The organism is Leuconostoc gelidum subsp. gelidum KCTC 3527 (assembly GCF_000166715.1).
GTDB lineage: Bacteria > Bacillota > Bacilli > Lactobacillales > Lactobacillaceae > Leuconostoc > Leuconostoc gelidum.
This window is the reverse complement of sequence record NZ_AEMI01000019.1, coordinates 106,670-126,791: the sequence shown is the minus strand read 5'-3', so window position 1 is coordinate 126,791 and position 20,122 is coordinate 106,670. Positions and strand designations below refer to the sequence as shown.

Annotated in this window: 21 protein-coding genes and 1 pseudogene; 6 read left to right on the top strand and 16 right to left on the bottom strand. The window is 32.4% G+C overall.

Features of this window, described 5'->3' with window-relative positions; translation table 11 throughout:
• Positions 1-45: 45 nt before the first annotated feature.
• The 3 genes and pseudogenes from EUI_RS0105750 to EUI_RS10090 all read left to right on the top strand — a co-directional run bounded on the left by EUI_RS0105750 (position 46) and on the right by EUI_RS10090 (position 2,875).
• Complete coding sequence (locus EUI_RS0105750; RefSeq protein ID WP_010016720.1) at positions 46-768, top strand: ABC transporter ATP-binding protein; 723 nt, start codon at positions 46-48, stop codon at positions 766-768.
• Positions 765-1,871, top strand: a complete 1,107-nt coding sequence (locus EUI_RS0105745; RefSeq protein ID WP_029508531.1) for an ABC transporter permease — start codon at positions 765-767, stop codon at positions 1,869-1,871. Before EUI_RS0105750 ends, EUI_RS0105745 begins: the two co-directional genes overlap by 4 nt.
• Positions 1,872-1,905: 34 nt before the next feature.
• Positions 1,906-2,875 (top strand): annotated as a pseudogene (locus tag EUI_RS10090) (S66 family peptidase).
• Positions 2,876-3,406: 531 nt separating this feature from the next.
• On the opposite strand, the gene EUI_RS10560 reads toward EUI_RS10090, so the two are convergent.
• The 13 genes from EUI_RS10560 to EUI_RS0105655 form a co-directional block, all read right to left on the bottom strand.
• Positions 3,407-3,547 (bottom strand): hypothetical protein, encoded by a 141-nt coding sequence (locus EUI_RS10560; RefSeq protein ID WP_010016718.1) that lies wholly within the window; start codon positions 3,545-3,547, stop codon positions 3,407-3,409.
• Between the two features lie 44 nt (positions 3,548-3,591).
• Entirely contained in the window at positions 3,592-3,963 is a 372-nt protein-coding gene (locus EUI_RS0105730; RefSeq protein WP_010016717.1) for a hypothetical protein, read from the bottom strand.
• 103 nt (positions 3,964-4,066) lie between these two features.
• Positions 4,067-4,447, bottom strand: coding sequence for a DUF2178 domain-containing protein (locus EUI_RS0105725; protein WP_224144590.1), 381 nt, complete (start codon positions 4,445-4,447; stop codon positions 4,067-4,069).
• Positions 4,434-4,649 carry a helix-turn-helix transcriptional regulator gene (locus tag EUI_RS0105720; RefSeq protein ID WP_010016715.1) on the bottom strand — a complete coding sequence of 72 codons (216 nt, stop codon included), beginning with the start codon at positions 4,647-4,649 and terminating at the stop codon, positions 4,434-4,436. Before EUI_RS0105720 ends, EUI_RS0105725 begins: the two co-directional genes overlap by 14 nt.
• 309 nt (positions 4,650-4,958) lie before the next feature.
• Positions 4,959-5,219: a hypothetical protein gene (locus EUI_RS11005; RefSeq protein WP_029508530.1), complete on the bottom strand. Its 261-nt coding sequence runs from the start codon at positions 5,217-5,219 to the stop codon at positions 4,959-4,961.
• Positions 5,210-5,407 (bottom strand): replication initiation factor domain-containing protein, encoded by a 198-nt coding sequence (locus tag EUI_RS11000; protein WP_029508529.1) that lies wholly within the window; start codon positions 5,405-5,407, stop codon positions 5,210-5,212. The genes EUI_RS11005 and EUI_RS11000 overlap by 10 nt, the downstream gene beginning before the upstream one ends.
• Positions 5,408-5,685: 278 nt before the next feature.
• Positions 5,686-6,708, bottom strand: a complete 1,023-nt coding sequence (locus EUI_RS0105700) for an MFS transporter (protein ID WP_010016713.1) — start codon at positions 6,706-6,708, stop codon at positions 5,686-5,688.
• A 456-nt stretch (positions 6,709-7,164) separates the two neighbouring features.
• Positions 7,165-7,404, bottom strand: a complete 240-nt coding sequence (locus EUI_RS0105690) for a restriction endonuclease subunit S domain-containing protein (RefSeq protein WP_010016710.1) — start codon at positions 7,402-7,404, stop codon at positions 7,165-7,167.
• A gap of 170 nt (positions 7,405-7,574) precedes the next feature.
• Positions 7,575-7,955, bottom strand: coding sequence for a VOC family protein (locus EUI_RS0105685; protein WP_010016708.1), 381 nt, complete (start codon positions 7,953-7,955; stop codon positions 7,575-7,577).
• Positions 7,956-8,513: 558 nt separating this feature from the next.
• Entirely contained in the window at positions 8,514-9,875 is a 1,362-nt protein-coding gene (locus EUI_RS0105675) for an FtsX-like permease family protein (RefSeq protein WP_010016706.1), read from the bottom strand.
• A gap of 1 nt (position 9,876) precedes the next feature.
• The gene (locus tag EUI_RS0105670; protein WP_010016705.1) at positions 9,877-10,605 is read right to left on the bottom strand and encodes an ABC transporter ATP-binding protein; all 729 of its coding nucleotides are present in this window, start codon (positions 10,603-10,605) and stop codon (positions 9,877-9,879) included.
• Between the two features lie 1,102 nt (positions 10,606-11,707).
• Positions 11,708-12,505, bottom strand: a complete 798-nt coding sequence (locus EUI_RS0105665; RefSeq protein ID WP_010016704.1) for an LssY C-terminal domain-containing protein — start codon at positions 12,503-12,505, stop codon at positions 11,708-11,710.
• A 528-nt stretch (positions 12,506-13,033) separates the two neighbouring features.
• Positions 13,034-13,657 (bottom strand): Type 1 glutamine amidotransferase-like domain-containing protein, encoded by a 624-nt coding sequence (locus EUI_RS0105655; RefSeq protein WP_010016702.1) that lies wholly within the window; start codon positions 13,655-13,657, stop codon positions 13,034-13,036.
• Between the two features lie 366 nt (positions 13,658-14,023).
• Here EUI_RS0105655 and EUI_RS10800 point away from each other — a divergent pair, with 366 nt between their 5' ends.
• The 3 genes from EUI_RS10800 to EUI_RS10790 all read left to right on the top strand — a co-directional run bounded on the left by EUI_RS10800 (position 14,024) and on the right by EUI_RS10790 (position 15,403).
• Positions 14,024-14,299, top strand: coding sequence for an MFS transporter (locus tag EUI_RS10800; RefSeq protein ID WP_331773680.1), 276 nt, complete (start codon positions 14,024-14,026; stop codon positions 14,297-14,299).
• Between the two features lie 14 nt (positions 14,300-14,313).
• Positions 14,314-14,511: an MFS transporter gene (locus EUI_RS10795; protein WP_010016700.1), complete on the top strand. Its 198-nt coding sequence runs from the start codon at positions 14,314-14,316 to the stop codon at positions 14,509-14,511.
• A 220-nt stretch (positions 14,512-14,731) separates the two neighbouring features.
• Positions 14,732-15,403, top strand: coding sequence for an MFS transporter (locus EUI_RS10790; RefSeq protein ID WP_224144516.1), 672 nt, complete (start codon positions 14,732-14,734; stop codon positions 15,401-15,403).
• 211 nt (positions 15,404-15,614) lie between these two features.
• Here EUI_RS10790 and EUI_RS0105645 read toward each other — a convergent pair whose 3' ends face one another.
• Genes EUI_RS0105645 through EUI_RS0105635 form a run of 3 tightly spaced genes read right to left on the bottom strand, consistent with a single transcriptional unit; the run spans position 15,615 to position 20,020 of the window.
• Entirely contained in the window at positions 15,615-16,436 is an 822-nt protein-coding gene (locus tag EUI_RS0105645) for a helix-turn-helix domain-containing protein (protein ID WP_010016697.1), read from the bottom strand.
• A 23-nt stretch (positions 16,437-16,459) separates the two neighbouring features.
• Positions 16,460-18,598: an alpha-xylosidase gene (yicI, locus tag EUI_RS0105640; protein ID WP_010016696.1), complete on the bottom strand. Its 2,139-nt coding sequence runs from the start codon at positions 18,596-18,598 to the stop codon at positions 16,460-16,462.
• An 18-nt stretch (positions 18,599-18,616) separates the two neighbouring features.
• The gene (locus EUI_RS0105635) at positions 18,617-20,020 is read right to left on the bottom strand and encodes a glycoside-pentoside-hexuronide (GPH):cation symporter (RefSeq protein WP_010016695.1); all 1,404 of its coding nucleotides are present in this window, start codon (positions 20,018-20,020) and stop codon (positions 18,617-18,619) included.
• Positions 20,021-20,122 lie beyond the last annotated feature (102 nt).

Below are 20,122 nucleotides of genomic sequence, written 5' to 3'. Positions count from 1 at the left end.
AATTACTATTAAAGTCGTGAGTAATCACTCAAAAGGAGAATGACTATGCAAACTGTCATTAGTGTAGAAAAAGTTTCAAAATCCTTCGGAAATCAACAAGTTCTAAAAAATATTGACATGCTGCTCAAAAAAGGAGAAATCATTGGGTTAATCGGTCCTTCAGGTTCAGGAAAATCCACTTTAATAAACATTGCCCTAGGTGTTGAAAGAGCAGATTCAGGATTGACCACAATATTTGGACAAAAAATGCCAAATAGAATGCTTCTAGGTAAATTAGGCTACATGGCACAATCAGATGCATTATATGAAAGTTTAACTGCAAAAGAAAATATTAGATTTTTTGCTGAGATGAAAGGTGTTGACAAAAAATTATTAACGCCAGAGATAACACGTGTTGCTAAAATAGTTTCCTTGGAAAACTATTTAGATAAAAGAGTATCTGGATTCTCTGGTGGCATGAAGAGGCGTTTATCTTTGGCTATAGCTTTAATTTCTGATCCCGGATTATTGATTTTAGATGAGCCAACTGTAGGAAGTGACCCAGCTTTACGGTTACAAATATGGCAAGAACTCCATCGTATGCGCGATGAAGGCCATGCTATTTTAGTGACAACACACGTTATGGATGAAGCTGAGTTAGTTGATCGTGTGGCGCTGTTATTAGGTGGCGAATTAATAGCCAACGATTCACCTCAAAACTTAGAGAGCCAGTATCATGTTGATAGCATAGAAAAAGTATTTTTGAAAGCTGAAGGTGAATTAAAATGAGGAGAACAATAGCTATTTCAAAACGAATATTTTTAGAATTAATAAGAGATAAGAGAACTTTAGCTATGCTATTTTTAGCGCCTGTATTAATATTGACACTGCTAAATTATGTTTTTTCAATTAATACTAGTACAAATGTAAATATAGGTGTTGTTAATGTGCAAAGGTCTATGAAATCTACTATTAATGACGTTAAACATGTTAATATAAAGGAATATGATAATAAAAAAGAAGCTAAAAAAGCGTTAGATAATCAAAAAGTAGATGCAATTTTCGAAGAAAACCAACATGATGACTATAGTGTGTTGTACGCAAACACTTCTGCCTCAAAAACTGCGATGATTAGGCGTATTTTGAGCGCTTCATTTACTCAAGAAAAAACTTTTCAAATGGCTGATACGCTTAAACAAATGACAGAAAAACTTGGCATGAATTCTGATAATAAAAATACTACTAATGATGTTAATTTAAAAGAGTCATATAACTACGGCAATAAAAATACAACTTATTTTTCATCAATAATGCCAATATTTATGGGATTTTTTGTTTTCCTATTTGTCTTTTTGATTTCAGGCATGTCTTTACTCAAAGAACGTACTTCAGGCACACTGGGCAGGTTACTCGCCACACCGGTTAAAAGATCAGAAATAGTTTTTGGATATATTTTGAGTTATAGTTTAGTGGCTATTATTCAAACAACGATAATTGTATTTTTCACCATTTATGTATTAAATGTCCAAGTAACAGGCTTGATACTCAATGTATTCATAATTAATCTATTACTGGCTTTAGTTGCATTAACTTTTGGATTACTACTATCAACATTGGCAAATTCAGAATTTCAAATGATGCAATTTATTCCTATTATTGTTGTACCACAAATTATTTTTTCAGGAATTATACCATTAGATTCTATGGCAACCTGGGCACAATGGATTGGCAATATATTGCCAATGAAGTACGCTTCAAATGCAATGACTGATGTTATTTTGTATGGGAAAAGTTTTGCAAATATTTTACCTGAACTTTTGATGCTAATTATATTTATAGTTGTCTTACTAGTGGCCAATATTTTTGGACTGCGTCGTTATCGTAAGGTATAATAAATAATTAATGTTAAAAGAAAAATGGTGATCTATGGCCTTAAATCTAACAAAAGGTGACGAAATTAGAATTATATCTCCCAGTTCCTCAATAAAGAGAGTTGGTGGTTTTAAGGACAATTTAATTGCAAAAAAACGATTAGAGAACTTGGGATTTAAAGTAACTTTCGGGAAACATATTCTTGAAAACGATGCGTTCTATTCTAGTAGTATATCATCGCGGAGTTTCGGACTTTCACGATGCGTTCGGTGACAAAAATGTTAAAGCAATTATGACTACCATTGGCGGGTTGAATTCGAACGAATTATTGCCACATATTGATTGGAATGTTGTGCGTTTGAATCCAAAAATGTTTTTTGGGTATTCGGATACAACCAGTTTACATAACGCAATTCGTGCAATGACAAATGAGGTTACTTATTATGGACCATGTTATTCTTCATTCAAGATGGACGATTTACAAAAATATCAAACAACAGAGTGGTTAAAGGCAGCATTAAATAGTTCATTTGAATTAAAACCTAGTAATGTTTGGACTAGTGATTTGTGGTTTGACAAGTCATTGGCACGTAATCCAATGGCAAATAAATGAAAAGTGTATACTAATGGTCAAGAGACAGGTATCTCAACTGGTGGCAATAGTCAGACATACTGTTTACAAGCAGGAACAAAATTTTTTCCGAAAACACAAAGTCCAATTGTTTTTATTGAACAAGCAGAAGATGGAGACCCACTTGAGTTTTCTCGTGAGTTAGCTCAGATATTACAAATACACACTGATATAAAGGCACTTGTAATAGGCAGATTTCCTACTGTTAATGAAATGAGTGAACAGAAACTTCGAGCTATTTTAGATAAGTTTTTAATCTTAAAAACAATACCAGTAATATATGATTTAGATTTTGGACATACTCAACCAATATTCACCGTGCCATTGGGCCAAAATATCATGGTTACTGCAAGTAGCAGTGATAAGATTAAAGTTAACGTACAAGAAATATAGTTTTTTTAAGCAAAGTTGCTATATTTTATTTTTACAGCAATTTAGCTCATTATTGAGGACTAGGTTGCAAAGTTAGCATGAATATGTGTTGGCTTTTTTATTTGTAATTAAATCCAATGAATAGGAATGATATTTTAACATACCTTTATAGATAGGAAAAATGTCTTGAAATCTTCCGACATATGCTACTTTCGATAATATATATTATGTTAACTAATGTGTTCGGGGAAACTTGCAAGTAATTCATCAGATGCTTAATCAATTTGTAAGATACTTCTTTTGTACCAATCTCATACATCAATGTTAAATAGTTATTCACGGTTTCTAAAGCTTATTTTAAGGCTATTTAACATCTTGAATTCACAATTTTATTTCAAAAATCATGATATTTATATTTTTGCTGTGCTTTGATATAAGTTATACGTCGCAGTTTATTGAAATCTTTAGAGTTAATGCTGTCTATAACATTCTTCATTATTAGAGGCCTAGCTAATTAATATTATAATATGGTTCGTACGTGAAATAAGAAATTTATAGTAACGGTGTATCGTTATCATGTATTCGATTCGTTTTTTCAAAATGAACATGAATATCATGCAATAAATTGATATTAGTCAATATTGCTTCACCTTGATTTAACTTTTTAATTTGTGACAAAGTGTTTTCTTTCATTATTGTTATTTATCTTCCTTTGCTCAATAATATACAATTTCAGACTAACAAACGTTTATAACATCAAGATGACTTTCACTATTCACATCACGACCATTTAATAAGTTGGTTAAGTCACGGTATTCAAAGGTTAAAGTGGTACTGGTTTCAATTAAAGTTTGTACTTGCTTATCTAACTCTTTATCAAAAATCAGGACATCCCAAAGGCTTGTTGACTGTACTGATTGAATGTAACGATGTATCTCCATTGACATCTGGAGCGTATTTTTAAAATTTGGTGAATCTCGTTTGAACACAAAATTTTGGCGGTCAGATGCTAAAACTGTCAATAATGATTGATAAGTGTTTCTAAACCCCTGTAACTGGGCAATATAATTTTCTAGTTGATCTAGTTTTAACAATATTTTTTGTTTCATTATTTATTTTTTCAGTCGATATCGATTGTAAATTAAAAACCTATCGCTTTAGCCACAGGTTTGTAGTAATGTTTATCGTTAAAAATTCTCATGCATTTTCTAGTTAATTGTTTTTATGATAATAAGAGAAAGCCAACAGATTAACGATTTTTATAATTAAGTAAGCAGTCAAAGTTAAAACTAAAGCAATGAATGTGACATGCATGATACTAAAACTGAGTAAAAACAAACCAAACACCATCTCAAGTATGTTAAATGCAAATGCTTTAGATTGAAGATCAATTTGATAATTTCTTTCATCATGGTCAACAATTTTTTTCTTTGTCATAGGCATAACAATCATAGAAATACCAACAGCTATCAAAATACCATATCTAAAATTAGTTGGTATTACTCTTAGCAAAATGAATATAATTGCTAGTAATACCAAAATAAAAATGCCAATTTCCTTATAATTAACTCTATTTTCTTTATGTTTCATCATTATCTTCTTCCTCAGTATAAATAAAAATATTCTCAACACTCTTCCCAAAGTATCTTGCAATCTTCATTGCTAATAAAATAGAAGGATTGTAACGACCATTTTCTAGTGAACTAATTGTTTGTCTAGTCACACCTAGATACTGCGCAAAATCTTGTTGGCTAACTTTGTGTTCTTTGCGTAATTTTTCCAAATTATTTAACAAGGTAAGTCACCTTTCTTAATGTAAAGCACCCTTTCCATTAAGTATACTACTTTATTTTTTGAATGTAAAGTTAACTTTCCAAAATAATTTTTATATTATCCTGACTAATTGTTCTCCGTCAAGTAATGTCTTCAGTATTTTCCTTTTTCCTGATTACTAGACTCAATACTCAATACATTTCTTCTTAGGGTCTTCAAAATTGATATTCAACGTCTTACTGGCCTGTGTAATGGCAGTTTTCATTGTTGCCATAACTAATTTTTGATGTTCTGCTGATAGCTCAGTATTATTCATTGCTTCAATAACTTCTTACCAATGACCGGTTTTCTTTAAGACTGCTAGACTTGGTAAAATTGACTCTAAAACCCATTTTTCAATGCGTTCCACACTCTGTTCTTTGGGCTTATGACCTAACGCTGTTAGTAATGACCATGACGGCATCGATTCAACTGAATCTTCAATCGTATCACGCACTTTATCAGCTTTTAGTAGCTTTTTCTCAATAAGTTTATCAGTAAACCACGCATTAATCACATATTCTGCTTTATCTTGATGCAATTCTAGTTCCACACGGTTTTGTATGCCCGTATCATATTCTCTTTACTGGCTTGTTTCTTGCGTTTGTCATAAGCACGAATAACAAATGGCAATTTCCCAAAGTTAACCATCCAACCATCATCAACGTTGCCATGAACGGCATAGGACTTTGATTTACTCCAAAAACGTTTTTCTTGTCCCGCTTTTACGAGGTAGTTCATACTTAGTAGACCCCCATTTATCGTTGATAGCAATATCTAAACGGGTGAAATATCCTTGATATTTTCTCGTTTTTTGGAAAGAAATCATGCCAAGTCATATTTTGTTCTAACAAGGCTTTTTAAAATAGCCGTGTGCCATACTTTTGTTCAACTGCCTGTATTTCAGGATTTTTGACTGGTGTAAAGTCTTGAATATCTTTCAATAATTTTTAGAAAAATAAAAACCAATCATATAAAATGATTGATTTTGCATAATTGATAGTCAGTTAGACATTTTTTTAAAATTTTTTATTGATCAAAATCAGTACGGATAAACCTATTGCCAACGCCAACGTGTATATTGGAAAAACTAATATGTTGCCTGTATGAATTACGCTCATGATGAATGTTAAAACACCAATCATACAATAATACATAAAACCAAAAATGCCACTAGCAATCCCGATTACATCTTCATAAGCGTATAAAGATGTTTTAAGAATGACAGGTAATGCAATATTGATACCTAAGAATATGCCAAAAATCGAGATATAAATCATAAAAATATTGGCGTTAGCAAAAGTAAAAATTGAAAAAATTGAGAAAGCAACTGCTATACTAATTCCTAATCGAATAACATCGAAACTACTAGTTTTGACAGCCAAACTATTCACTACATAGGCTCCTGTAATCGTTCCTAGAGCAATTAAAATTCCCGTATTATATGCACCTGTACTAAGTTTTAAATTATTAATAAAAATGAATGGTGCTTCGGAGTAAAAGTTAAACAATATTGCATTAAATACGGCAATTGCAAAAGCATTCAACAGAACGAATCTGTCTTTTAGTAATCTCAATACAACAGCAATTATGTCTTTGGTTGAATAATCAACTTTTAGCAAGTTAGTTTCAGGTAACTTCACGAAATTGAGTATCAACAAGATCGTGGCCAATGCTATCAGAAATAAAAATACGCTCATATAATGAAAATGAGTTTCTAATTGTGCGCCAATAATCGGCCCAATTGAGTGAAAGTCATTAGAACAGAGTAAAAAGATATTTCCTAACAGATATATCAAAAGCCCTAGTAGCATGATTGGCTTTCTGCCATATTTATCAGATAGTATACCCCAAATTAATACGCCTAGAGCGAATCCAATAAAATAAATACTCACAGTCAGTTGAATGTTAGAATCGGTAACATTTAATGCATTGCTCAGTGTGGGTAATATTGGTGTAAATATTGACTCACTTATTTGAGGAAAGCCAATTAATAAGCACAGTAATGCTACTGATAGTTTAGATTTTTTTCGGGTGTCCATTTTTTAACCTCATAGTTTATTTAATCTTTGAATGAACACCCTAATTTGACTACAGCCTCTAATGCAATAAAAACAACGCAAGGTATTTTTATTAATCCTCCAATTTTTTTAAAAGTACTGAAAAAGATCAATATAGTATTAATGCCTTTGTATTATAATATACCTATACGAATGATTAATCCTAGTTTTTTTAATGTGAAATAGCAAATTATTCTTAACTGCAAAGGAAAGAATGTTACAAATTCTTATGCTTGCATATCAAAACACCTAAAGCAATTAAACCAGACATAGTCAATGCCAAGATGCCACCCATTGATGATTTTGTGGTATCTTTGCCAACGCTTGATTACAGGCTTCAATGGCACGAGTCATAACTTGTGTCGGTACATCAACGAAATTAATATATTGTATTAGTTGATTGTTGCGCAAAACAAATTTATAAAACAAACATTGTTTTTAGAAACCCTTTTTTTGTTCCTTAAGAAGGTTTAACTTACGCTGATGAAAAGTGATAGTATTGGCGAGTTGCTTGAAGAATAATCCGATTTTTTCTTGTTCATCTATTGAATTTGGAATCATCAAAAAAGTACTAAAAAAATCAGTAGGAGCAATATTCAAAAGATCATGATTACGGGCATCTTCAGCAGCATTCTTTGAAATTTCTCTGTACCATTTAGTAGTGTGGTTCTGTTGCAAAGTTTAATTTAGCTCATGAAAACCGGAAAAATAGGAATAAATAAAAAATAGAAACGCTGTTAAATCAACGTTTCTATTTTTTTGAAATTTTGATTTTGAGACAAATTAGCTCATTTTTTAAACCTTGCAACAGAACCTTGATTTTTATTTATTCTAATTCCAGTAGTTCGTTATTTATAAGTAAATTGCCAGGTCACCCCAAATTTATCGGTCACCCATGTTGCTAACTTATAGTCACCAATTGGCATTGGTCCCATAATGATGACGCCATCTTTTGCAATGGGATTAAAGACTTTATAAAACTCTTCTTCTGACTCCATCTCACTATACAAAGAGATTCCCCATTCAATAGGAACCTTATCATCTGATCCCATATCTAAAAAATATAAATCAAGACCATTTAGTTTCAATTGACCATTCATGAGTAATTCAGGCTGATCTGGATAAGAAACGCTCGATACAACGCGGGTATTAGGAAAAATAGTAACATAATAATCCATAACATCTTTTGACTCAGTTTGAAATGTTAAAAAAGGAATAACTGCTTTCATTTACTTTTACCTCCACTTTTTGAATTATTTTAGTTCTTTTATAAAAGTTTTCTAATATCTTTATTTTAACACAAAGGAATATAAATATACCGAATTGCACATTTAAACCGTGTCACTATTTTACAAAGAATTGCTTCAATTGAAACGCAGTCACAAGTTGTCAATCTCGAAAAACAAAGTAGTACACCAACGCAAAATGATGAACTTGCGAGTTTAAACTACAGTGGACAAATAGTTGTTGAAATCAATAATAATCAACCCATTTTCACCGCAAAAAAATTACAGCTTCAGCAAGACGGATAGCAAAAATTATCCAATGTCATCACTGCATTGACTATTTATTAACTGGCTTTTTTATGATATTTGAATCGACTTCGTGTGCATTTAAAAAAATGTCTAAGCCCAATTTCTTAATTTCATTCTCAACCATGTCTCTTGTTACTTTCATAAAAATCTCCTTTTGAAATTTACTCAAAGATTCCTTAAAATAAAACACTAAAAAAATTTGCGGGTACAACTAGTCTTCTTATTTTATTAATTTTGCAAAACATTAATTTACTAGAAATCTGTATCTATATTGAATTCTAAAATATCCCATTTCGTGTTTATTACCTTTATCATATCTACAATTGACATTAATACAAAGATCGCTAATGAAAGTAAAAGGGAGGGGAGCCAGATATTAATCCAAACCATGGTTTTATTAAACAGTTGGGTTATTCTAACAAACATTAAACTCAATACAAAATTACACGTCAAAGATATTATTAATGTTGTAAATGAATAAATCAAAATTTCCAATTCTTTTTTTAAAAAAATATCTAAAGGTCTTAAACCTAAAATAAATAATTGTTTCATTTCAAATGTTTCTTTTTCTTGTAGTAGCAGCATCATACATATAGTATTTGCTACTGTAATAAGTATTGGAGCACTTAAAAATACAACCATATTTGATGTTCTAGTCCCTGAATCCCCACCATCAGGTAAATCAATAAGTAGTGACGAAAATCCCGAAATAAATATGTTTATAATTGCTACTGGAATATAGATCCTTTTGAAAATATCGTCATTATCATTAATATTATAAGTTGCCAAGTTTAACAAAGATAATTTGAATCTATTTGATATAATATTAAAAGTTTTAGAAAATATCAATAAGATTATTTTTCCACATACAATTATTAATAATGATATTGCAATAATTTCTAAGAAAATTAATAAAATGCTTAGGATACCAAAAGAATTAATTCCTAATCTTTCTGGTAAAAGTGACAGAAAATATGCAATTATAGCTATATTTAAAATTAACATCACTATCACTTTTGTGTAATAAAATCTATCATTACTTTTTATGTTCATGTTTTCAATATTTTTTTGGATTTTATAGAATGTACGTCTTGAACGAATATATCCACTGTAAAAAGTTACTATTGTAATTAGTAGTAGTGTGATAATGAAAGATTGAAATGAGAACTTGATAGTCATAGGGGGAAATTGATGAGATCCTTGAGTACTGACAAAAAAATTATAAAACATTTGAGCAAAGGGAGTTGATATAATAGAACCCAATATTGTACCCACGGTACTTACAATAGATAATTCTATACCTGATAGAATAGCGAGATACTCTGGTGTTAATCCCAAAATAACTTGTAGATTGTTTTGTTTTCTCAAACCATTTAATATTTCTCTAACAGTATTTTTTAAAACTATTGGTATCATGATACTACCAAATAATATTGGAATAAAAAAAAGTTGTGTATTAGCTAATATATCATCATTTATCCAACTACTATTAATAAAATTAAAATAATTAGTTAGGCACATATTAATTATAAAAGCAGAAGTAATAAAAACAGGAAGCGAAAAAATCCATATTTTCCAAGAATATTTAAATTGAAGCCATGCTTGTGAAATCATATTATAAGTTGCCCCCCATCTCGTGAAGGATTAAAGTTTCAGTAGGCTTCGATAAAATATTTTGTATTTTTCCATCACGTATAATAATTGCTCTATCAGTTCTCGACGCCATCTCAATATCATGAGTTACCATGATAACTGTTTTCCCTTGCTTAGTTATTTCTTTTAGAATATTAAATACTTTTTCTCTTGAGATGGAGTCTAATGCACCTGTTGGCTCATCTGCAAAAATAATTTCAGAGTCAGTTGCTAATACTCTGGCTATAGCAACTTTTTGTTTCTCTCCTCCAGAAAGGGAATCAATACTTGCAGTTGCCTTTGGTTCAAAATTAATACTTTTAAGTAATTTATCAATTTGAGCCTTAGAAATTTTTTGATGGCTCAATCTTAATTGCAAAGAAATATTTTCAAATACTGGTAGAGCAGAAATTAAATTGTATTGTTGAAAAATAAATCCAATTCTTTCTCTTCTTAATCTGGCTAACTTTGTTGATCCTAGCTTATATATATTTTGACTTTCTAAAAAAACCGTCCCTGTTGTCGGTGCTGATAAGCCAGAGATAATATTTAATAATGTACTTTTACCAGAGCCAGATGGACCAACTATACTCAAAAATTCACCTTTATTTATTTCAAAAGAAATGTCATTTATTATTCTTATTTTATTATTCGATTTCCCTAACACTATTTCCTTAGTTATATTTTTAACACTTATAATTATACTGTTCATAATTTTCCCTCAACTTAAATTTTACATTCTATCATACATAAACTCCTAATATAGTTTCCTTAAATTCTTTTGATTATCATCTTTGCATGATTTCTTCCTTTGGCTACATTATACAATGATCACTCTAATATTGTAGGATACCATCTGCTCCTATGTCAAATATCCGGACAAAAATATTGTTGAAACTTAACTAACTTTTGAAAATATTTGCTGATAACTTAATCGCTCATTATTGAACCAGTTAACATATCGATTCATTAATACAATAACGTGTTCATTTGAAATTAGTTTTTATAATACAATTGAACTAAAGATATTTTTAGGAGGAATATTTTCATAACTTTTATTATTACATTCCTCTTGAAATCGTTGATTCGTATTCTTCCTGAGCCTTTTTGTTTCTAACTTGTTTTTGATTTTGCAAAAATTTTCGCTCTGCATTGGTTTCCGCTCGGATATCTTGACGCAAAAAACGACTAATTTTATTAAACGATGATTCTTTTGTGGATAGCGTATGTCACATGGTATATTATCTGACCTAGCAATATGTTCTGGTTATTCACGTTGCTTAACATTTTTAAACAGTTCGGTCATTTGAGTATCAATTTCAACCGTCTATATATCTTCAATTTGTCCTAGATGACGGTAGAGTTGATTGGCTAAACGCTTACGTAACTCATTGTCCTTATTCTCAGACTATTTGCGTTGCCCTTTGTACGGACCTGATTTAATCATTTCAGGTCTAGTTTCAGCGGTTTTCTTTGCAAACCACAGGTGCATATTAAGATGATCAGTATTTTGATGGATGACACCAAATCATATTTTTACAGCCACACCGTAAAGTCAAGAACTCAGATAACCCACAACTTACCTGGCTTATACAACTTGAACGCTTTTTAATTTTCCATAATCTAAAATTAAAAAGGCTACTTATTAAGTAGCCTTTGAAGTAAGCTCGATAACTTGAACAAAATAAAAATCTGTTCAGAAAGTTAGCGGGCTTTATGATGTCAAAATATTTAAATGAAATGATTGTAACTGTCTCTTTTTAAGAATGTGTATCAGGGGGATATGGACATCTATGTTTATTTTACTATAAACTTTAAATGTCTTTACTCAGATCAACAAAAGGTAAAGCACCATCCGTGTATATTCTATCTCCGCCACCATTTTTACTATGATAACCAGTAGTAAAATTTTTAACAACATTTATCTGATATGAAATATTTGAATTTTTGAATGTATCTAACACAAAATCACGTTCTTGGTCTACATTACCTATAATTTTATGAGTGATTTGACCATTGTACAAAGATAAACCAACCTTTTGATCAAATGTTGCGGCACATAACCAATCAGTTTTGTAACCCCCAGGTAAGTACCAATTACCGGGGGTTTTCCAGACTCTAATGTGGTGACGTCTTCTCGGGTTATTATTTATTTCTTTTTCAAAAGCAAAACTTTGTTTGTCATTGAAAAGGTACAAAGTGCTGACAGGTGCTGTTGGATAAGAATTTTTTAATAACGAGGCTATTACAATTTTAACAGAAGATTTAAAAGTTAGATTATCTGCGATATGCCATCCTGATTCTAAAAATAATTTCTTCATATTTTCTTCTGAGCCGTTAATCGCTATGTTTACGGGATCACCTAACAACCCATCACTGGTAACAGACCTACCAATGAAGTAATTTGGTAAGTAATGATTAGATATAAATCTGTTGACTTTTGGTGCAATCACGTATGATGACAATAACCAGATGGTTAGATATGCTATTATATGATATCCCTTTGTCAGTATGTCAGATAAAAGAGAGATATAGACCAAATAACAAATAGTCATAATAAATACAAATTTTAGCGCTCTAAATAACAAATGAGCAACTTTTATTAAAATCATCAATCACACACCTTTCGAAATAAAAGAATTATCTTGACGTCTATTTTTTAACATCTCTACAGTTCGTTTCTAGTATATCACACGCAAAAATAACAATTGATCTAAAACATAATCGCTTGACTGCCATTTTGGCAGTACCTTGTCCTCAAAATTATTGTCGAATGCCTCAAATTTCTTCAATCTCATCATATTTGGCAAACTCTCTGCTATAATACACTGCAATTGTTTTTGCATTTTCAATGCCTTGAATAATGTTACAATCATTGATGTTACTGCCTGACCACTAAAGTGTCTCACAGCATGCCGTCGGTAGCCACATTGGCAATGAGACAGCTGATATTTGTTGTCAACGAGAAAGTCAATACTCTCATAAAAACTTGTCCTGTGCATTTGACTTTCTCGTTGTTATATTATCAACACACGTACAGCATAACGAGGGGGTAAAGATCGTTCATTGCTTCATTTACGCGAAAAAAGCCCATCCATTTGGGTGAACTTAGAGTGAAATATAAAACAAATCTACATGAATTAACCTAAAAATGTTAAAGTATCGTTATCAATTTTCACGGCTTGATTGTTATTTAGTCTTGTTATATGCACTCCAGTTTTATTTTCGTATTCAGAAATTTTTTCTTTGATCGTTGCATCACGTGTTAGCATTTCTTTAAAATGTGGATAGATTTGTAAATGAGTTAAATTAAGACCTGTCAAATCCACATCATTGAACCGATTGTCTTCCGGGTAAAGATATTGCATTAAGTTTATAGATCGACCCATTACAATTGAGCCAGCACTTAGACCAACTATTAAGCTCCCACTACGGAACTTTTCTTTCAAAATACGATCTGCCCCGCTCTTTTTTAGAAAATGCAATAGGTAAAATGGGTATCCACCATTCAAAAAAATAAGATCGTAGTCATATAACTTATTTGCATCTTCAAATTCAACATCTAAGAAATCTACTTTCGTCACATTCATGTCGATCAGATCATTTTTTATTTGATTCATTTGAGGATGTTTTTCTTTTTCTTTTGGCCAAGATGTTGAAATAATGCAGGCTTTAGTTACTTTATTTTTATGAATCATTTTCAGAGCAACGGCCCCAATTGTAGGTGTTGAAAACCCATAAGCAGTGAGTAGTAATTTTTTCATTGATAATACAAGCTTTCTTACCTTTAACTGACATGATCATGCCAAGGATATTAAAAAGCAATTATAACACTTTAAAATATATGTGTACCCCTATAATATATGAATAGCCATAGTATTTTTTAAATATTTTGAATCTAACTTTGAATTGTTCAAAAAATCCCTGATATTGTTACTCGTGTTCTTCCTATAAGACAAATACACTACTACCACTTTGTAATTGATTTGTGAATAGTGTGGCAAAATTAATTTTGGTATTGTACGTAACATTATAAACAAACGATAGGTGGACCAATTTTTTGAGCTAAGGATAGGATAAACAACCTTTGTGATGCCATTTAACCAGAAACTAACGTCTTTATTTTTTGCTTGCTAGCCAAGCGAGTAAGAAACATATCATTAGTTTTAGCATTTAGTCTACTAGCGCCAATGTTAGATACTACAATGACTAATATTACTATTAACAATATTAGTCATGATCTACACACGACGCTTAACAGTGTTCAATGGATTATAGCTGCCTATGTATTATCAACTAGCAGTGCTATACCATTTTCTGGTTGGCTAACACAACATTTTAATGGTAAGTATGTGTTTTTTGTTGCACAGATGATGTTTGGTTTATCATTCATAGGGGCGTCCTGAGCACAACGGTAAATGTGCTTATATTTTATCGGATTTTTCAAGGATTTTCTGCTGGTTTAATTATGCCACTTGTTAGCAACTTGCTTGTCAATATTGCACCACGTGACTATTTTCAAAAACTTATGATGATTGTGATGTTACCAATAATGATTGGCCCAGTTTTCGATCCGATTTTAGGTACGATTATTGTGGAATATGGTAATTGGCAATAGATTTTTTGGATAAACGTGCCAATTATGCTTATAGCTGCAGCATTAAATTTTTGGATAGTCCCCAGTATTCCTGCGACTGATAAAACTACAAAAATAGATTGGCTTGGCATTACTTTGTTAGGATTCGGTTCTGCATCATTAATTTACGATTTGTCGCGAGCTGGGAAACTAGCAATTTTTAACAATTCTGATACATGGTTATTTGCAAGCATCGGACTATTTGCGCTATTTATTTATGTTATTTGGGGTATTTATAAGAAAAAAAACAGCAGTGCTACCGTTAGTTCTTTTCAAGGCACCTGTTTATGCTGCGTCTACCGTTAATTTATTTCTGGCTGGAATTATAACAACTGGTCCCATGCTTATTCTGCCATTGTATTTTCAACAAGGCCGTGGTTTAAGCATTTTACAAACAGGATTTTGGTTGCTCCCTCAAGGTATTGGGATGCTTTTAATTAGACCACTACTGTTAAAATTACTGGATCGCATTGGTGCTCGCTATGTTGTCTGGCTAAGTCTATCATTATCTATCTTGGGGACAATGCCATTTGGGTGGATTGATAGCAAGACAAATATTCTGGTTATCAGCGTTGTATTGTTTATTCGTGGATTGGGTATTGGTGGTATTATTATGCCATTAATGACAACCATATTAATGGGAATGGATAAAAAGTTGATGCCACAAGCTAATATTGGTGCAAGAATATTTCAAAATTTGGGTGGTGCTTTCGGTTCTGCCTTAGTAGCAACTATCATATCTTCATATCTCTCAACACATCATACATCATTAGCAAATATAATTGCTTATCAACACGTCTTCTGGTGGTCAGTTTTGTTAACTGGACTAATGATTATACCATCAATATTTTTACCAAAATACGTTGAAAAATAGACGAAAACTAATTATTTAAATATGATAGAATCAAGTTTAATTGGATTGTTTTAAGTTTCTTTTTCCATATGCCTAAGGGATTCTTGTAACGTTCTATATTCTTTAACAACCATTATTTTAAATTTATTTGAATATTTAGACATGATAAAACCTGATAATTTTCTGGACATTTTATTTTTGTCCAAGTTATCAGGTTCACATTACAAATACATCACTGACGTCGCCTTCTAATTTCACTAGGCAGTGATCCATAATACTGTTCAAATATTTTAGTAGCTAGTCTAATGTTATTAATCCCACTATCTATGAAAATTTTACGAATGCCTTTACTGCTATTCACAATCTCAAAATAAACGTGAGAAAGTCTTACGACATAAATATATCGGCTTAAAGATATTCCCGCCTTTTTCTTGAAGAGTCTACTCAAATAATCGGAGTTATAGTGGAATTTTTGAGCTAAATTACTAACGGTTAATAGCTGAAAATAATTTTTGTTTACATAACTTATAACTTCTCCAAGCCGCTTATCATGAATAGAATTGATTAATAATCCTGTTTGTCTGTATTTGGTGAAAAGATCGAATAGTGTTCGTAACAAAAATTCATTAAATTTGAATCGATATCCTGGTAATTTTGATTCATATACTTCAAACATTTGCTTAATAAGGGTCACTACTTCATTATATTCGTTATCTTCATGACTATTATGAATTGTAAAAAGAACATTTTCTGGATTATCCCAATAGCGGGCAATGTATGCCACCGGCACTTGCAATACAATAGAAGAATTTTTTAAATGAGAAGAAGAATGAAGAATTCCAGATCCGATAGCAATAAAATCACCCGGTATCAAAACTGTTGTCTGTGATTCATATTGAAAAGTAACGGATCCTGTTAAGACTAATACTATCTCGATATGACGATGCCAATGAAGTGTTCTTATACCTGCTTCTTCAGTGGATTTAAAAATTTTGACGTCCAAATCACTGTTATTTAATACTAGTTCATATTCACTTTCCAAGACATCTGTCATCTTCCACCATCCTTAATTAAAATTTATTGAATTTTTTCCCAAACAGGTAAACTCAAAAAGTCATAGGTTTCTGCCATCCATTGTCCATGATTCCCAACTGTCATTTCGCGCTTGTCAATAATATGCCGCCACTTACCTTCAGGCAGATAGTAATCGACTTCCCCTTCCTCTGTCATGACTGGGGCAACTAAAATTTTTGATCCAAACATATACTGTCGATCTAAACCAGAACAATTAGCGTCATCAGAAAATTCCAAATACATTGGCCTCATTAAAGGAATGCCTTCTTTGACGGATTCTTTTGCCTCACTGTATATATATGGCATTAATTCCTGTTTTAATTTAGAAAATTTACGAGTTACTTCAACTGCTTCTTCATCAAATAGCCACGGGACCCGATACTGTATATTGCCATGATAGCGTGAATGACTGGAAAGTAAACCGAATTGTGTCCAGCGCTTGTAAATTGCAGCGCTAGCATTTTCTTCAAATCCACCAATATCATGACTCCAAAATGTAAATCCTGATGACATTAAACTCAACCCTCCTCTTAGGGTGTCAGCCATTGAATGGAACTGGCTTAGATTATCACCACCCCAGTGAACTGGGTACTGTTGGCCCCCAACTGTAGCAGACCTTGCAAAAACAACTGCCTCTCCATTATCTTTTTCCTGTTTTAGTAAATCAAAAACAGCTTTATTATATCTATGTGCATAGAAATTATGCTCTCCCTCAGGATTACCACCATTACTATAAATAGCATCGTGTAGTGGAATTCGCTCACCAAAGTCAGTCTTGAAACAATCAACTCCCATGTCAAGCAAATGTTTTAACAAACCTTGATACCATGATACAGCTTCAAGATTTGTAAAATCAATGACAGCATTGCCAGGCTGCCATAAATCCCATTGCCAAACATTCCCATCTGATTTTTTAATGAAATAGCCGTTTTCTTTTCCAATTTTAAATAATCTTGACTTTTGGGATACATATGGATTAATCCACACACATACCTTCAGACCTTTGTCATGAATTCTTTTAATCATCCCAGATGGATCAGGGAATTGTGCTTTATCCCATTCGAAGTTACTCCATTCGAAACCTTTCATCCAAAAACAATCAAAGTGAAATACTGACAATGGAATATCTCTTTCAGCCATACCATCAATAAATTTCATGACTGTCTTCTCAGAATAATCAGTTGTAAATGAAGTTGATAACCATAACCCAAATGTCCATTCAGGTGGTAAAGTAGAACCTCCCGTTAACTTATTGTACTTTCCAATAACATCCTTTGGAGAATCTCCAGCTATGATATAATACTCTAAACTTTCTCCTCTTGTTGAAAAGCTCACTCTATCAACTACTTCTGTAGCCACTTCAAAACTTGTTGGTTGGCTTTCATTTACGAAAACACCATAACATTTATTCTTTTTTTGACCCTTTACTCCCGGCTGGACAGCCAGGTAAAATGGAATAGATTTGTAACTTTGATTTGAACCTGTTCCTCCGTCACGATTAATAATATCAATACTTTGACCATTTTTTTCAAAAGGCCCAAAGGTTTCACCAAATCCGTACACTTTTGTCCCAGGTAATAAACTTAACTGTTCCCGCATGAAATGATCGGCCCATCTAACGCTACCATCTCTTAACAGTGCTTGAGCACCGACCACCGTATTGGGATGCATGACCTGTCCTAACTCTTGACCAGATAAATCATCTATAGAAGCTTGTGCCTTTAGTTCCGACCCAGTAATTCGATTTCCTTTGTACTTAAAGTCCATACGGAATTTATCATGTAGTGGAATATTAACTTCTAAATCGCCACTTTTATAATTGGCAAATTGATCTGAGGTATTGATTTCTGCATTTACGGTTGATTGCACTAAATCATATAAAGGATTCCTATCGTCCTGATCGAAGTGCTTAAGCTCTACTCCAATAATATCTGGGGCTGGGCTAAATAATGAAATCGTAGAATTTCCCACATCTAGCATGTCGCTACGAGTTTTGAGTTGCTGATAACTAGAATTTACTACTAAAGTTTTACTTTTTTGACCTGATTCTTCAACAGTGCGCACAGAAGTATCATAAGCCTCGATCGGTGAATTGATTATGTAATTGTCTTTTCCTAACCAATATCCATCTGAAAATTTCATGTTTCTCTCCTTATTAAATTATTCGCTTTGTTCTAACCGATGTTTTACGCTTAAATCATTAGTCATTTTAGTTTCAATCTTATCTACATTATTGAATAACAAAACTATCCCAGATGCAATGTATCCAAACATTGGAATCCAAATAAATCCCATTCTAATAGCATTTAAGGCAGACAGATTTTGCGACGCTGTAGAAACATTCGAAATAGCGATGTAACCTCCTGCAGTTAACACTGTTGAGAGGAGCATACTTCCTAGCCCCATTCCTAGTTTTGCGCTAAATGAACTAAATGAAGTAACAAGGCCTTCAGCACGAACACCATTTTTCCACTCACCAAAATCGACAGCATCAGACAACATTACTGCAATCAATGCGCCTACAAGACCATAACTGATGTAATAAACCAACATGCCAAACAAAATCATTGGTACGTTACCATTCATCTTATCAGCAAAATGCAAAATTAATTGTGATATTGCCGTACCTATCATACCGAGAAGCATAGTATTACGTTTCCCAATCATTTTTGAAAAGTAGGGCACTAATGCTGTAGATATAAGAGTGATAATTGTGCCAGCAAGCACTGCACTTCCTAACTCTTCATTGTGTAGTACATATTTAAAATAGTAAGGAAGTGAGCTTTGCCTAATAGCAAAACTACCCCAATATACGAAATTGATAAAGATTATAATTGCCCAAGGATAATTTCCTTTCAGAGCTTTTACTGATTCTCGAATTGGAATTGATCTATTGGAATCTTTGGTAACAACACGCTCTCGTGTGCCTTTAAAAGCAGTCATTAAACAAATAACAGTAACAATCCCCAAAATTAATGCCCATAGGAACCATCCAATTGCAGATGTAGAAGGATTATTATTTTTCTTGTCAAACACACCTGCAAATAAAGCAACTACTGGTAAAGTAAGAGGCAAAAATATAGCGGCGCCCAAATTTCCAAAAAACTGACGAATCGTTGATAATGTGATGCGTTCAGTTGGACTACTAGTCATTGCTGGCAAAATTGAAGTTACCGGAATATTGATTCCCGAATACAATATTTTAGATCCCAGGTAAGCAATATAAATCCACACTATTTTCCATGCCATAGGAATGTTTGGCGCTGTAAATGACATCACACAGAACACAGCAAATGGTACCGAAAACCATAACCAATATGGTCTTGATTTCCCCCATTTTGTGTGTGTTCTATCAATGAATTGCCCCCAAATCACTCCATCAATCGAGTCTATAATTGCTGATACAGCAAACAAGCCTCCAACAACTGATGCTTTTATTCCCATTGTGTCAGTACTAAAAACCATAAAATATGTTCCAACAATTTGGAATATGGTGTTGCAGCCAAAATCTGACAATGCGTACGATAATCGTTCGGGCCAACTAACCTGGTTGCTATTATCCATGTTTATTCTCCTTCACTCTATTTTAATATAACAGTATAGTATAAAACTGTAAGCGCTTACTTAGTTAATGATATGCTATTTTTTTGTTTTTTCAACGCCAAA

Bases quoted from the DNA above. Each gene is read 5' to 3' on its own strand.
- EUI_RS0105750 (WP_010016720.1), top strand. From the start codon at position 46: ATGCAAACTGTCATTAGTGTAGAAAAAGTTTCAAAATCCTTCGGAAAT.
- EUI_RS0105745 (WP_029508531.1), top strand. From the start codon at position 765: ATGAGGAGAACAATAGCTATTTCAAAACGAATATTTTTAGAATTAATA.
- EUI_RS10560 (WP_010016718.1), bottom strand. From the start codon at position 3,547: ATGAAAGAAAACACTTTGTCACAAATTAAAAAGTTAAATCAAGGTGAA.
- EUI_RS0105730 (WP_010016717.1), bottom strand. From the start codon at position 3,963: ATGAAACAAAAAATATTGTTAAAACTAGATCAACTAGAAAATTATATT.
- EUI_RS0105725 (WP_224144590.1), bottom strand. From the start codon at position 4,447: ATGATGAAACATAAAGAAAATAGAGTTAATTATAAGGAAATTGGCATT.
- EUI_RS11000 (WP_029508529.1), bottom strand. From the start codon at position 5,407: ATGAACTACCTCGTAAAAGCGGGACAAGAAAAACGTTTTTGGAGTAAA.
- EUI_RS0105700 (WP_010016713.1), bottom strand. From the start codon at position 6,708: ATGGACACCCGAAAAAAATCTAAACTATCAGTAGCATTACTGTGCTTA.
- EUI_RS0105685 (WP_010016708.1), bottom strand. From the start codon at position 7,955: ATGAAAGCAGTTATTCCTTTTTTAACATTTCAAACTGAGTCAAAAGAT.
- EUI_RS0105675 (WP_010016706.1), bottom strand. From the start codon at position 9,875: ATGATTTCACAAGCATGGCTTCAATTTAAATATTCTTGGAAAATATGG.
- EUI_RS0105670 (WP_010016705.1), bottom strand. From the start codon at position 10,605: ATGAACAGTATAATTATAAGTGTTAAAAATATAACTAAGGAAATAGTG.
- EUI_RS0105665 (WP_010016704.1), bottom strand. From the start codon at position 12,505: ATGATTTTAATAAAAGTTGCTCATTTGTTATTTAGAGCGCTAAAATTT.
- EUI_RS0105655 (WP_010016702.1), bottom strand. From the start codon at position 13,657: ATGAAAAAATTACTACTCACTGCTTATGGGTTTTCAACACCTACAATT.
- EUI_RS0105645 (WP_010016697.1), bottom strand. From the start codon at position 16,436: ATGACAGATGTCTTGGAAAGTGAATATGAACTAGTATTAAATAACAGT.
- yicI (WP_010016696.1), bottom strand. From the start codon at position 18,598: ATGAAATTTTCAGATGGATATTGGTTAGGAAAAGACAATTACATAATC.
- EUI_RS0105635 (WP_010016695.1), bottom strand. From the start codon at position 20,020: ATGGATAATAGCAACCAGGTTAGTTGGCCCGAACGATTATCGTACGCA.